The 14,398-nt window shown below is 54.5% G+C and carries 13 protein-coding genes; 2 read left to right on the top strand and 11 right to left on the bottom strand.

Annotated elements, in window-relative coordinates; genetic code table 11:
• Window positions 1-256, top strand: a 256-nt coding sequence (locus tag AACY02_RS22305) for a hypothetical protein (protein WP_339433802.1), incomplete at its 5' end; no start/stop codon positions are given.
• Window positions 257-543: 287 nt separating this feature from the next.
• On the opposite strand, the gene AACY02_RS22310 is transcribed toward AACY02_RS22305, so the two are convergent.
• The 7 genes from AACY02_RS22310 to AACY02_RS22340 form a co-directional block, all read right to left on the bottom strand.
• The gene (locus AACY02_RS22310; RefSeq protein ID WP_339433803.1) at window positions 544-3,516 is read right to left on the bottom strand and encodes a non-ribosomal peptide synthetase; all 2,973 of its coding nucleotides are present in this window, start codon (window positions 3,514-3,516) and stop codon (window positions 544-546) included.
• Between the two features lie 49 nt (window positions 3,517-3,565).
• Window positions 3,566-4,204, bottom strand: coding sequence for a LysE family translocator (locus tag AACY02_RS22315; protein ID WP_339433804.1), 639 nt, complete (start codon window positions 4,202-4,204; stop codon window positions 3,566-3,568).
• A gap of 36 nt (window positions 4,205-4,240) precedes the next feature.
• Window positions 4,241-5,596 carry a diaminopimelate decarboxylase gene (gene lysA / locus AACY02_RS22320; RefSeq protein WP_339433805.1) on the bottom strand — a complete coding sequence of 452 codons (1,356 nt, stop codon included), beginning with the start codon at window positions 5,594-5,596 and terminating at the stop codon, window positions 4,241-4,243.
• 81 nt (window positions 5,597-5,677) lie between these two features.
• Window positions 5,678-6,271 (bottom strand): adenylyl-sulfate kinase, encoded by a 594-nt coding sequence (gene cysC, locus AACY02_RS22325; protein ID WP_339433806.1) that lies wholly within the window; start codon window positions 6,269-6,271, stop codon window positions 5,678-5,680.
• Between the two features lie 47 nt (window positions 6,272-6,318).
• A complete protein-coding gene (locus tag AACY02_RS22330; protein WP_339433807.1) occupies window positions 6,319-7,038 on the bottom strand; it encodes a sulfotransferase-like domain-containing protein in 720 nt (239 codons plus the stop codon).
• A gap of 77 nt (window positions 7,039-7,115) precedes the next feature.
• The gene (locus AACY02_RS22335; RefSeq protein ID WP_339433808.1) at window positions 7,116-8,291 is read right to left on the bottom strand and encodes an argininosuccinate synthase domain-containing protein; all 1,176 of its coding nucleotides are present in this window, start codon (window positions 8,289-8,291) and stop codon (window positions 7,116-7,118) included.
• 42 nt (window positions 8,292-8,333) lie between these two features.
• The gene (locus tag AACY02_RS22340; RefSeq protein ID WP_339433809.1) at window positions 8,334-9,317 is read right to left on the bottom strand and encodes an aldo/keto reductase; all 984 of its coding nucleotides are present in this window, start codon (window positions 9,315-9,317) and stop codon (window positions 8,334-8,336) included.
• A gap of 165 nt (window positions 9,318-9,482) precedes the next feature.
• Here AACY02_RS22340 and AACY02_RS22345 point away from each other — a divergent pair, with 165 nt between their 5' ends.
• Complete coding sequence (locus AACY02_RS22345; RefSeq protein WP_339433810.1) at window positions 9,483-10,430, top strand: LysR family transcriptional regulator; 948 nt, start codon at window positions 9,483-9,485, stop codon at window positions 10,428-10,430.
• Between the two features lie 4 nt (window positions 10,431-10,434).
• On the opposite strand, the gene solA is transcribed toward AACY02_RS22345, so the two are convergent.
• Genes solA through proC form a run of 4 tightly spaced genes read right to left on the bottom strand, consistent with a single transcriptional unit; the run spans window position 10,435 to window position 14,156 of the window.
• Window positions 10,435-11,604 (bottom strand): N-methyl-L-tryptophan oxidase, encoded by a 1,170-nt coding sequence (solA, locus tag AACY02_RS22350; protein WP_339433852.1) that lies wholly within the window; start codon window positions 11,602-11,604, stop codon window positions 10,435-10,437.
• A complete protein-coding gene (locus AACY02_RS22355) occupies window positions 11,573-12,499 on the bottom strand; it encodes an EamA family transporter (RefSeq protein ID WP_339433811.1) in 927 nt (308 codons plus the stop codon). The genes solA and AACY02_RS22355 overlap by 32 nt, the downstream gene beginning before the upstream one ends.
• Window positions 12,483-13,358, bottom strand: coding sequence for a methyltransferase (locus AACY02_RS22360; RefSeq protein WP_339433812.1), 876 nt, complete (start codon window positions 13,356-13,358; stop codon window positions 12,483-12,485). Before AACY02_RS22360 ends, AACY02_RS22355 begins: the two co-directional genes overlap by 17 nt.
• An 18-nt stretch (window positions 13,359-13,376) precedes the next feature.
• Window positions 13,377-14,156 (bottom strand): pyrroline-5-carboxylate reductase, encoded by a 780-nt coding sequence (proC, locus tag AACY02_RS22365; protein WP_339433813.1) that lies wholly within the window; start codon window positions 14,154-14,156, stop codon window positions 13,377-13,379.
• Window positions 14,157-14,398: the final 242 nt, after the last annotated feature.

Here is a 14,398-nt window from a genome sequence, read left to right on the forward strand (position 1 = left end):
GGTCTGGCCAGACAAGAAACTGGGAGCCGATGGGCACTGTGATGTTGAACCCGGATCGGCAGCAGCAGACCGAGAAAAGAGCGGCATAGTTAGACGGCGACGCGACAACAACCTTGAAAAACGCCGATCACAGCCAAGCTGGTTGAGCTTGCGCGCAACGTGCCATGCCTGGCGCAGGCACAAAAAAGCCGATCCATGGTATCCGTTTAAGCATCTGATTTTACTCATGAATTATGGTCTGGACGGAGTGATTTGAACACTCAACCCCTAGCACCCCATCTCCTTTTGCATACTTCTTGAAAGACTCTGAAATTTCACCCTGGATTCTTCGAATCTAATATTTACTTGAGCTCCAGTGCGCTGCGAGGCTTCGTTCACTATTTGGATTAGCTGCGAAAGGGAGCGTTCGGCCGGCGATGCTTCAACGAGTTGATTAAACAGGTCGATTGGCCCAAGCCTTCCGGAATCTGTGGATTCAGTTCGCAGTATCGGTTGAAGATCTGCCAGGCCTGAACAGTTTCATATCATTAGCCGTTAAAAAAACTAAACCAACTCACCCGCCAACCGTTCCACAAACGGCTCAAATTCCGAAAGCGTGACCATCAGTTCCTGATACTGGGTCAGACCCATTCGCTGACGGCTCGATTCACGCAAGTTCACATCCGAAGGGTCAGTAAACAAGACTCTCTTCGAAGTGTCGGCCGCCAGGATGCCAGCAATCAGCATCGATTCGCAGTCCGCACGCTCCGATATCTGCGCGACAAAATCACGGTGATCGACGACGCTGACCGACATGCCTAAGCGATTGGCACAATGGGCCACCAATGCCTCGAACGTTACAAACTCAATGGCAGTGACATCCACTTGTTGTGCCAGCAAATCGAAGGCTTCGGGCGCCGCGACAAAATGACAGATCCAGTTGGCCAAACGGTCTGCCGGCAGTAAACCAATGTACCCGTAACCCGCGGGCACCTGCCCGAGTCGTAGGCATAATTTCAGCAACAGGTGCACCAGGGATTTTTTATGGCTGTAGCCCATGCTCACCGACGGCAAGACATCGTCGATCCGATAGATCTTCGCTCGCATCCCTTGCGCTTGGGCGTCCAGAATCAATCGGTCCGCCAGGTATTTCGTATAGCCGTAGCCATTGATGGCGTTCGACCGGGCATGCTCATCCAGCTCGGCTCCCGTCACCCCGACCTGACCATCGAGCGAGCATCTGGCCGCCAACGAGGAAACATGGTGCAGGCGCTTGAAGGTCGACTCGTTGCAAAACCGGATCAACTCGGCAGTCCCCTGCACGTTAGCGGCATACAGATGGGAAGGCTCGGACAAGAAATTCACTTCAGCGGCGCTATGGATGACCTCGTCCACGCTCTCGGTCAGTTGTATCCACTCCTGCGGATCGAGGCCAATGCAGGGTGACCTCAGATCCCCGAGGACAGCCTTGAGTCTGGTGGTATCCAATACTCTTCCGGTGAAGGCATTTGCGTAGATGGACATCAACCGCGCCTGCGCTGACTCAATGGTGTCACCGCGCAAAAGTACCGTCACCCTCAACGCGGTAGAGGTCAGCAAACGCTCCAGAATATGGATACCGACAAAACCGGTCGCTCCAGTAAGCAGAATTTCCTGAATGCGCCTCTGCGACTGCCCCCAAGGTCGCAAGGTGTGGCTGTACAAAGGCGCCATTTCAACGGCTTTGGTGCCGGCGTTGCCATCGAACAATGCCGCGCCAAGGCTCAGCGGTGTCGGGTGGCGGTAGAGGGTCTGTAAAGCCAAAGTCCGGTTGAAGCGCGCGCCTATCAAAACCTTGAGTGAAACAGCAGCCAATGAATCCCCACCCCACTCAAAAAAATTCGAATCCTGACAAAAACCATCGCTCAACAGCACCTGACGAAAGCACTCAAGCAACTGATCCTGCGTCGAGACGGCCGGGGTGGGCGCCTGGAAAAACTGCCAGCTCCCGATGAATGCGGCTGCAATGGCGGTGTAATCCAGTTTGCCATTCGGACTGACCGGCAACGTTTGCAGGTGCAGAAAGTATTGTGGGATGTGCGTCAGGGGCATAAGCCGACCGAGTTCTTTTCGCAGTTCACAGACATCGATCGCACGCTCTGCGGTGTAGGCCAATGCCAGCGTCGCGTCGCCCTGTGCAGCGTTGACGACGACTGCCGCGGCATCGCGCACTTGGACAAAAGCTTCGCGAAAACGCGCGTTCACCTCATCGAGTTCGATTCTGACACCCCGCACTTTCACTTGATGATCGTGGCGTCCATGAAACTCCAGCAACCCGTCTTCACGCACCCGCGCCCGGTCGCCTGTTCGATAAACGAAAGCCCCCGGCACATCGGGAAACAGGTTTGGCACAAAGGATTTTTCCGTCAGCTCGGGCTCGTTAAGATAACCGTTGCCCACACAGATCCCCCCCACCACCACCTCGCCGACGATGCCGTCTGGCAGCACCTCCAGTTGCGGCCCGACGATTCGCACGTAGGTATTGTCGATTGGGCGTCCAAGGGGAATAGCTCCGGCATCAGTGTCACGCACCTGGTGAAACACCATGCCGATAGAGGCTTCCGTATGCCCATAGGTGTTGATGATGTGCACACCGGGCAGGATCCGGCGAAAGGAATGGACGGACACCGGGTCAATGGCCTCACCGCCGATCAGCACATACTGCAGACTCTGCAAGTGAGATGGGCAGATTGCCCCTTGCTCCAACGCCCGCACAAGAACCTTGAAAAGCGATGGTACAAAATCCGTCATCGTGACCTGGTGACGACGAATATGCTCGACAACGCAGTCCAGATCCCACAGCTCACGCCGGTACGGAATAATCGTTGTGCCGCCACTGGTCAGAGGCCATAGCAGTTGCCAGATCGAGGAATCGAATAGCGGCGCACTATTCTGGTACACCACATGCCCATCGCCAAAGTAGCGACTCATGTAGCGGAATCGATTGGCCACCCCCGCGTGATGATTCAAGGCACATTTGGGCGTCCCGGTCGTGCCTGATGTAAAGAAACCATAGAGGTTTGTGTTGGCACTGCTGCGCGATGTCCGTGGTGGCAGTGTCGCATCGTCACAGTCAGTGCTGACCTCCAGACAAGTGAGGCCGCAAAGCTCGGGGCTGGGCGCTTCACCTCTGGGCACATAAACAAACCGGGCACGGGTACTGGCCAATACGGCGGCCATGCGATTGGCTGGCCAGGACAAGTCGATCGGTATGAGCACGGCACCGACCATCATCGCGCTTAACCAGACCACCGATAACTCGACACCAGCATCGACTCCGCACAACAGGCACTCCCCCGCCTGCAATCCAGCCTCCTCCAGAGACGCTGCGTTATGGCTGGCCATAAGCATCAGGTGACGGTAGCTGACACGCTCGGTGCCGCTCACAACGGCAATGTGATCCGGCGTTGTCGAGTGACTCTGCAAAACCATTTCCAGGACGTCGCAAGACAACTCGACATCAAAACCAAAGGCAGTACTCAGGGGAGCGCCAAACATAAATAAATCCCTTTATTTGCAAACTATCCCAAGCTTGCTGATACGCGGATCACAAGCTGACGGTGGTGGCCAAACGTATGCTCAGTCCAATCAAAACTGCGCCCATGACTCGATCCAGCCACAGTCCTGCATTGGGGTGGGTGCGAAGCCTTTCTGTGGCTTTGGCTGCCACCAGGACGAACGAAACTTCAACGACGATGGCAACCAGGATTACCAGGCTGCCTAATAAAAAGATCTGTAGCGCGGGAGCCCCCATGGACGGCTGAACGAACTGAGGCAGGAACGCCAGAAAGAACAAAGCGACTTTCGGGTTAAACACGTCAATAAGAATGCCCTGCTTGTAGGCTTGCCATACACCGTATTGCTTGACTTGCGCGTTGTCCTGATCATGAACGGACCCCGTGGAGGGCATGACACTTTTCACGCCCAAGTAGAGCAAATAAGCTGCACCGGCATACTTGAGTGCATCGAAGGCATTTTCCGAAGCGGCAATCAGAGCGCTGACACCGCAGGCCGCCAGAACCACATGGACAAAGGCACCGCTACAGACCCCCAGCGCCGAGGCGATACCGACTTTTTTTCCTGAGGATATCGTCCTCGACAAGATGTAAAGCAGGTCGGGCCCTGGAGAAATATTCAACAAGAGTGCCGAAAATAAAAAAACAAGCCAAAACGTTTCATTGTCCACAGTCACTTCCAGCCGCCTTAATCAAACAACAGAGGATTACTTAACCAGCTTCAAACTTTTAGCATCAGACTTGACTGTTTCAATGCCGTCCATTTCCCTGGCAACGAGATCCTCGTAGCGCTCTCTCTGGCGCACGACTTGATAGTGCTCGCCCATGACCACCACTTCAGCCGGACGAACTTTCGAGTTGTACTGGCTGGCCATGCTCATCGCGTAGGCACCCGCCGAAAAAATGGCCAGGGTGTCATGTTCCGAAAGCGTCGGCAGCGGACGCGACAACGCGAGAAAATCCCCTGTTTCACAAATCGGCCCAACCACATCCACCGGCGACAATGCCCCGTCTGGCCGGGGTTGCGAAGGATTGGTCGCGTGCGTCCAGTGGCCGTTGAAATCGCCATATCGGATCGGCCACATGGCATGGTGGGCACCGTAAAGCGTGGGTCTGAGCAAGATGTTCATGCCGGCATCGACAATGACGATCTGACGGTCCCAGCCATCCTTGATGTATTCGACGCCGGTCAACAGCACGCCGGCATTGGCGCTGATAGAGCGACCGGGTTCAATCACGAACCGCAGGCCGCGCGCCTTGAGTCTCTTAAGCCGGTGAGAAATGACGCTGCCCATTTCCTGCAACGAAATGCTATTGGAATGGGAGGCTTCGTATATGGCTGGAAAACCACCACCGATATTGATCGTATCGACGGTGCCGCCCGCCTGTTCCACCTCATCCAACAGCGTCTCGATGACGTCAATGCAAGCCAGATAGGAAGCGCTGTCATGGATAGGCGAGCCAATGTGCGCATGGATTCCGAAAACGTCGACGTTGCCGTACAAACCCTCTGCGTAAAGCCGCGCCGAACGCGTCACCGGAATGCCGAATTTGGTCTGACGTCCTCCCGTAGATGTCTTTTGCGGGGTATCACGGTCAGCAACGTCGGGATTGATCCGAATAGAAACCCTGGCCCTGCAGCCGCACTGACCCGCAATAGCATCAATCCTAGCCAGTTCCCCCTCAGACTCAACATTGAACTGATAGACGCCTGCCTCCAGTGCATATTTGATCTCCTCCGCAGACTTGCCCACCCCGGCAAATACAATGGTTTCGGGACGAGCACCGGCCAGCAGGGCACGATAGATTTCGCCACCACTGACGACGTCCAGACCTGCGCCGTGCTCCACCAGAAACTTCAGGATGTTCAAATTGCTGCAGCTTTTGACTGAGAAACAAATCAGCGGGTCAATCAGTAAAAAAGCATCGCGCATGTTTTGCAAGTGCGACGCCAAGGTACTCAATGAATAAACAAACAAGGGTGTGCCCAACTTTTCAGCCAGGCTGTCCAGGTTCACCCCTTCGGCATGCAGAACACCTTGTTTGTAACTGAAACCGTCCATTCGAACCTCTCTGAAAAACCCGGCAGTAAAATAGTCATTGCATGTTTTTTAATGTCAGTCGTACGGCGACGCGTCGACAAATCAATTCAACCTGCCGCTCTCGCGCAAATAAGCAATAACGCTGTCGGCACTGCTCTCAGGGCTCTGCGGTGTCCCTCCGATCAGGATATCGGGGGCCACAGGGCGTTCGTATGGCGAGTCTATGCCGGTGAAATTCGTGATTTCACCCTTCCTGGCCTTGCTATACAGCCCTTTGGGATCACGTCGTTCACACACTGCCAACGGGGTGTCGACGAAGACTTCGATGAAGTCCTCTCCCAGCAACGTCCGAACCGTACTGCGGTCCTGTTCGAAGGGAGATATCAGCGCCGCTAGGACAATGATTCCACTGTCCAGAAACAGCTTGGTGACTTCCCCCACGCGCCGGATATTTTCAATACGGTCGTCGGCGCTGAACCCCAGGTCACGGCACAAGCCATGGCGAATGTTGTCGCCATCGAGCACCACCGTGACGTACCCCAACTCGAACAACTTCGCCTCCACCAGCCTCGCCACTGTGCTCTTGCCGGCCCCACTGAGGCCCGTGAACCACAAGGCACAAGGCTGCTGACGTAATTGCCGCGAACGCATGTGCGGCAGGATCGCTCCAGCGTGCCAGCCAAGATTTTTCGACATACAGCGCCTCACTCAAAACGAAACAGCGTCTCGACTCAGTTTGAACATCACAGGTAAGACAGGAACTTCTTGTAGACAACCAGGTTGTCGTCATAGAAGGACTTCAAGCGCGGGTCGTTATCGACACGTACCGCATAGTGCTTGCTGACCGGTCTTATGGAGGTGCTCTGGGCCGCATCTTCATGCCAGTGCCGAGTGCGCTCCCACACTCGGCGATGACCGGGTTCCCACTGCAAGGATTCGGGTTTTTGTTCAATGCCTACTTTGCGGCAAAAGTCCGCGATAACGCTTTGCGGAGCCAGCACCAACTGGTTGGCATCGACAATGACCGGATCATGTACGCCTCTCGCTCTGGCGGCGCAGTACAACGCATCAAGGTGCTGGTAGCCGACTTGTTGTGAGGTCAACTGCGGGTTCATTGCATAATGCGAGTTGATGACTTGCTCGGGGTTTCTGATCATGAACACATGGTGCGCGTCGTCCGGATAAGCACCTTCATCAATAAGCCCTGCATAAGAAAATTCGCAGGTGTCTTTAATGAACACATTGCCCTTGTCCAATAACGTTCTGACATGCGCGAACAACCTGTCCGGCGAATCTATCCGGTGCGTTTCACCCTGTACTTCATGGGTAAAAACATGACCGGCAGCCAAATCGCACAACGGCTCATGCAGTACCGTGAAATCGCCCCTGGCTTCAATCATTCGCACGAACGCCGTTGACAGCGAACGCGGCGGCGCCCACAAGATCACTAACTTGTTTGTCATTCCCTTGACCGCTCAGCTCGGGTAACTGAAAGAGCACAGCAAAGGTATCCCTGCGCTCATGTGAATCGCCAGTCGGATCAGGCAGATTCAAGGATGTTTTCGGTGATCCAGCGTTGCCCGCCATGGGCAAAGCGATACTGCTGCGCCGTGAATCGATTCCGGCTGTAGTTGTAAACACGATCAACCAGATAGCTGCCCTTGTATAACTTCACGTCCACATAACCATCGGCCCATTGCACTAACTCACTCACCGCTTTGAAGGCCGCCTGAGTGGCCGGATCGTACAAACGACCGGCATACGTCTGCCGGGCAATGAACGTCGAACTGAAACGCAAGACCTCCCAGGAGTCTTTATCGACAGTTGCCTGATAAAGGCTCTTCAATGCCGTGGCGATCAAATCCAGACCGGGTGACTCATACGTGCCCCGCCCTTTCGTGCCATTCATTCGATTCTCGAGCACTGCCTTGATCACGACACCATTGCGCCCGGCGATTTCGTTGGCCATCGCCACCGCTTCATAATGGGACAGGACTTTGCCGTTGATTTCCACCGGGTAACCTTTCGCGAACCGGATGGTGCAACGTTCTACCTGGTCGGGCGCCTGCTCCGGGCGCACCCCCATGATTGGCTGGACGCTGTCCGGGGAGTTGGCAATGGACTCAAGCTCAACACTCTCATGGGACACGCCGCCGAGATTGGCATCGATCGAATGGGCAGCCTTGTCACGCAACAACTGTTCGTTCCTGTCTACTACCGCCCGGCCCATATCGCTACGGGTCTTGAAGCGTTCAGCCGTCGCACTGTCCTGCCAGGGGGAATAGGGCATGATGTGCGGGGCAAACATATTCAGGTAGTAGGTAAACCGAAATTCGTCGTTGCCACCGTGCACGGCTCCGTGGGCCAGGACGTTGCATCCCTTGGCGCCAAGCGCCGCGACCAGCCCCTTGACGGTGACGGCACGGGCAATGCCGGTGGTGTTCCAGTAGCCACCATCGTAATGCGCCTGCGCCCTGACAGCGTTCAGGCATTCAGTCGCCATATCTTCCTTCAAGTCGACAACATGGGCGGCATTGAGCAGATCGATATTACGGGTACAGAATTGATGGGCCTCTTCATTGGGCTGGCCGATATCAACAATGAACTGCTCGAAATCAATTTGCTCATTCTCGAGTAGCTGGCTAATGAACAGACTGACCAGGCCACCCGATGAGCACACGCCTACTTTGCGGTTCTTCAACTCTGAAATTTTCATGACATTCCCTTGATCAAGATAGAAGACACTTCCTAAAAAATGTTATTGCGACCACTCTGTCGGCGTTCGGTCCCAGCGATGACCTGCAAGACGCTGCAGAAGTTCGGCGTCCAAGGAACCTTTCGATGAACACGCCAGGTTCTGCGAAAGGTTCCTTATCGCCCGCATGCCGGGGATAACCGTATGAATGTCCGGATTCGAAAGGATGAAGCGCAACGCACACTCAGCCAGTGACACCCCCTCGGGAATGTCTTTTTTCAACACCTCGACTCTATCGACGGTGGCGTACAGGTTCTCCGGAACAAAGTAACTGTTACGCCAATCGCCTTCCGGCCACACGGTTTCTTTCGTCAATACCCCCGTCAAGGCCCCCTCGTCGAACGGCACCCTGGCGATCACGCCCACATTGTGTTTTTTGCAGGCAGGAATAAGGTGGTCCGTGGGGGCCTGGTCAAAGATGTTGTAAATAACCTGAACGCTGTCAATCAATCCCGTCTCCAGTGTCTTGATGACATTGTCAGGCTCCCACCGATTAACACTGATGCCGATGCCTTGAATAACCTTCTGAGACTTCAGGTCATCAATCACCCGCATCCAGCTTTCATCTTGTGCCCAGTCGTCTTCCCAGACATGAAACTGCATCAAGTCAATAGAGTGCATTCCCAGATTGTTCAGACTCTTATCAACAAACTCTCGAATATGATCGGAGGGGAAAACATCATTGAGCCGATCGCCTCGTTTGGAAGGCCACTCCCTGTTCTTTGGTGGAATCTTTGTGGCAACGATAATCTTTTTATCGGGATTGCTCTTGAGCACTCGGCCCAGCATGTGTTCGCTGTGCCCACGGCCATATATCCATGCGGTATCGAAAAAATTGCAGCCTTTATCGACAGCCAGTTGCAGAGCCTGCATGCCTTGTTCATCGGCAGAGCCGGTCCAGCCTCCTTCGCCGCCGGCAATACCCCACATGCCATAACCCACCTCACTGACTTTCCAGCCAAGCCTGCCAAACGTTCTGTAATTCATCGTGTTATCCATAACCACCAATAATCCAGAGCACTTGCTTAAGTACTGAACTTGCTTGCTGGCTATTATCTGCAACGTACAGTCAGATTAAAAATATCAATTCACTCAATATCGATTCATATCTGATATGGTTAAACCCTACCCATTACTGAGGCAAGGATCGCCATGGCAACGTTGAACTTCAGGCATATCGAGATATTCTGGGCGGTCATGACGACAGGTAGCGCGACAGCCGCCGCAGCCCTGCTGCGCACCTCACAGCCGACAATCAGCCGAGAACTGGGCAGGCTTGAGTCAGTAACCCAGTTGACGTTGTTCAAACGCGCCAATGCCAAACTGATCCCGACCGAACAAGCGCTGATGCTCTTCGACGAAGTCAAAAGGGCTTATTTTGGCCTTGAGCGGATAGCCAAGGCGGCTGACGCCATTCGCCAGTACAAACACGGGCAAATCACCATAGTTTGCCTGCCTGCTTTCTCCCAGGCCGTGGCGCCCACTGTCTGCAAACATTTCCTCGATCAATACCCCGGAGTGGGAGTCAGCATCACTCCCCAGGACTCTCCCCTGCTCAACGAGTGGCTTTCTTCACAGCGCTTTGATCTGGGGCTTATCGAGGACACCATTGCCCCCCGTGGCACAGACCTGGAGACCATCTTCACGTCGGACATTGTCTGCATTTTGCCCACCGACCACCGACTGTGTGAAAAAGCCGTCCTGTACCCCGAGGACTTTGAAGGCGAACACTTTATTTCTCTGGCGACCAACGATCCCTATCGCAACAAGATCGACAGTTTTTTCGACAGTCTCGGAATCAACAGACAGTTGGTAGTTGAAACGCACAGCGCAGCGGCAGTCTGCGCGACGGTGGCCCTAGGGGTCGGCATCGCAATCATCAATCCACTCACAGCACTGGCCTACGCCAAACTTGGGCTGAAAATTCGCGGGCTGTCGCTTTCCATTCCGTACACCGTCAGTGTCGTTCGCCCGCAGCATCGCCCCTATTCGCCGCTGGTCGACAATTTCATCAGTTCATTGAGGCATTGCTGCCAGGTGCTGACCAGTCAGCTCCAATCAATCACTGACAGCGAGAACAGACCGCCCCCAGACCAGTGACAGTTCACCCGGCCTTATCGAAGCGAGCTTTGGAGAAAGCCGGGGCAATGTGCTGCAGCGACTCGCCAAGAACCACCCAGGACAGCCACTCCCCCAACCCAGTTGCGAATTTGAAACCGTGACCCGAACATGCAGACACATAGAACACACCCGGCAGTAGCGCCGACTCCCCCAAGATAAACGACTCGTCCGGGCTCATGGTGTAGATGCATTTTTTAGCGGCATAGGGCGTTGGGTCCAGGGATGGAAAAAGCGCTGCCACACACTCGGCGATTTCCTCCCTTGCCGAGCGGCTGACGGGCTCCAGTTGGGTCCCCATATCCAGATCCGTTTGCTGACTGTTATGAAAACCTATCTTGATCCCGGGTTCGGTCTCAGTGATCTGCGGGGTACCGTACAGCAAGCGGCCATCGGAGAGTTCATACAGGAAAGCCGGAAAATTCTTGAAGCTGTCGGCGCTGCCCGGCCTGGGGCTGAACCAATAAATCGGGACGCTTTTAGGGCGCAACAATCCGGCCAAGTCGGGGATCAAACTATCGGTCAAGGTGCAGCCGGTCGCTAGCACGACCCGCTCAGTCTCGATGACTTCGCCATCAGACAATCGAATCAAAAGCCTGCCTTCGCTGCGATGTATTTCAAGAACATGACTACCGAAACGAATCTGGGCACCACTACGCACGGCAAGATTGAGCATGTGCAACCTGCTGGCGTCGGCTGCAATCGTGTAAGCGCCTTCCTCGACAATACCTTCCATGTCTGGCTGCACCCGAAAGGCCGGAAACATCTGCGTAATCTGTTGTGCATTCAGTTGCTGATGGTCAATCCCGCCTGCCCGCGCCGTGGCGGCGCTTTTGGGTACCACGCCTGAACTCTGCGGCCCGATGAAAAGGCCACCGCTACGCCACAGCAAGGGGTGATCACTGGACGCTTCCAGTTCGTGCCAAAGATCATTGGCTTGGGAAAGCAAAGGAAGGTATTGCGTGCCCTCCCAATACGCTTGCCGGAAAATTCGGGAGCCACCGTAGGATGAACCCAGTCGATTGATCGGCGCTCCAGCATCGATACCCAGAATGTTGGACTGGCGAGTCGACAGGCGCCACAACGTGGCGCTCCCGACAATGCCCAGCCCGATGACGACAGCGCTATATTTTCGACCCACTTTCTTCAACTCCATTTGATCCAAGGAAGCCTTTCAATACAGGTTCAAAGATGACCAGTATCATGCCGAACGCAATAGCCGCAAAAGCCAGCAACGTGTAAGTCGAGGCTGGTTGCCCGTAGATCTCGACAGCCACAATGAACTGGGTCAATGGCAGGATGAACTGCAACAGCCCCATGGCCGAAATGGGCAAGCGCCCGGCAGCAAACGAAAATAACGCCAGCGGAATGATCGACACCAGCCCGCAGCCAATCAGCAGCGCCTGTTCATAGCCGCCGAAGCTGGCGGGCAAGGGTATGAACCCATCGAACAGAAACAGCAGCGGGCACAGCGCGCAGGCAAGCACCAAGGACTCCACAAACAACCCGTTGAGCGGGCTCAATGACGTGAGTTTTTTCAGCCAGGTGTACAGCCCCCATGTCACACCGATGACGACATAGACTCGGGCATCCAGATCGCCGCTGCCTGTGACCAGGAAAAGGACACTTAAGCAAACAATGCCCAACGCAACCGCTTTCAGGGGGCTGAGCCGTTCCCGATAGACCAGCAACCCCACTGCAATACTCACCAGGGGAGCGATCAGGTATCCCAGCCCGCTTTCCAGCACCCGACCGTGAATCGAAGCCCAGATAAAGGCCCCCCAATTGGTCGCCACCAGAACCGCAGCACAGCCATGAAGCACTACTTGACGCAGCTTCAGTCGGTGAAACAGCGCGAGCAGATCTCGCTTCACCCACAAGATCAATGTGACGGTCGCTAGCGAAAGCACCACTCTGTAACCCACCAGAGCAATAGCATTCATGTCATGGAACACCCTCCAAAAAAGCGACGACAGTCCCAGAAACAAGTTGGACAGTCCGGCAGCGAGCATCCCGGTCAGAAAAGGTAAACGTTTATTGCCCGTTGCCATCGATTGACCTTCTGCTGAATGTCAGCTCCAGGATTTCATAGGACCAGATGATGTCGCCCTGCTCGTTAAAGCGACAATACGCGGCGCCTTGGCGTGTCCAATCGACGATTTCCTCGTGGATCAATCCCTGAAGTTGCCGCCACTGCTGCGTGTACAGCATCAGCGGAAACTCATGTCGCTCCAAAAGGCACCAGTCAATGTGGTAATTGGCTTCGTGCTTTTGACACAAGGCATGCATCACGGCAGGAATACCCACCAGCGAGTTCAGGCCAATAATGAGTTTTGCGCCTGGCTTGAGAAATAATGGCACTTCATCAAAAAAGCGTTTGAGCGTGCGATCGCCATAAAACATCGCCTCAATGGACAGCCCCTGAGCCGACTCGGTACGTTGCAAGGCCTGTAGAAACGCCGCCGAAGGGGTTTGCCAGCCAGGAGGGTTGAACAGAATCACATCAAAGGCGTCGTTGGTGGGATCCAGGCCATCGAACAGGTCACTGTGGATAAATCGGACATCGCCCGTGCCAAGATTGGCAACCTCATTGATCCTCGCCACATCAATCGCCTGGGGTGAAATGTCCGTGGCCGTGACTGACTTCATACCCAGGCGGCGCAAGAGCAGTGAATGCACGCCACTGCCCGTTCCTATATCGAGAAAACGAGCATCGGCGTATTGCCTTCCGAAACGCCTTGTCAGTAATGAACCAAATGCTTTGCCGGCCCCGCTGACTTTGAACACTTCAGGGTGATCCACCAGTGTGAGGCACTGACCAAAACCAAAATAGAGCGAGTAACTGACGTCCTCCGCCGGTGGAGAATCGATGTTTGGAGAGGCTGATTGCAAATTTACCTGGGCACTCATCAAGCTATCCTTTTCTCATTACTTTCCGAGTTCTACCGAGCGACGCGCCGCAGCCCGTAACGCCGCTTTGACGATGCCCTTGATATCCGCATCAACAAACGTGTCGATAGCACGCTCCGTCGTACCGCCTTTGGTTTGTACATCCTTGCAGACTTGCCAGGCGGGCTTGCCCGTTTCGCGTATCAACCGGGCAGTGCCGTGCAGTAGCTGAGTTGCGATCAGTTCAGCCTGACGGGCATCGAAACCTTCCTCATGAGCATATTCCTGCAAGGCGTCGGCAAAAAAGGCGACCAGCGCTGGACCGCCGCCTGCCAGGGCCGTGCCTGAATCAATCTGCGCTTCGTCCTCAACACGAATGACCAAGCCGATTGCACCGAACACCTGCTGTGCAGCAGCTGTCAGTTCGGGACGGGCTTGCGTCGGGGCGTAATACAGTGTCACGCCTTCACCCACCTGTGACGGTGTATTGGGAATCGAACGCACGACGTTGCAATGCCCCAACTCACGGGTCAGCGTATGCAAAGTGATGCCGGCCATGACCGAGATGACCGGGCCGCGATGTCGTTTGAGCAGCTCGTTTTGTACCAATGCCTGTTCGAACTGCTGTGGAGGGACAGCCAGAACAACAATGTCGTCGTCCTCAAGTCTTTCGAGGCGGGTACTGACCCGGAAACCATCAGTGGAATATTTGGCGCTACGCTCGGCATCAACCTCGACAACACGAAGACTGTCGGTACCCTTCATCTGCTGACGAAGGCCGTAAAGAATGGCCCCCCCCATATGCCCTGCGCCCAACATATGTACCGCTCTCATAAACAATCCTTTATGTATGAATAGAAGTATCGCACCACTTTACGGGCAAAAAAAAGCCAGTAACGCCTGCCTAAAATTCCATATCAAATCGAGGACTGTCAACGCATATCAGATATGCATAATGGATAAAACAATTGATATTGTTCAACGTATAACAAGGGGATGTAAATTACAAAACTGATCTTCATAGCTACCGCACAACACAACTTCCTAACTGCACACTAAAA

This window comes from Pseudomonas sp. EA_65y_Pfl2_P78 (assembly GCF_963970495.1).
GTDB lineage: Bacteria > Pseudomonadota > Gammaproteobacteria > Pseudomonadales > Pseudomonadaceae > Aquipseudomonas > Aquipseudomonas baetica_A.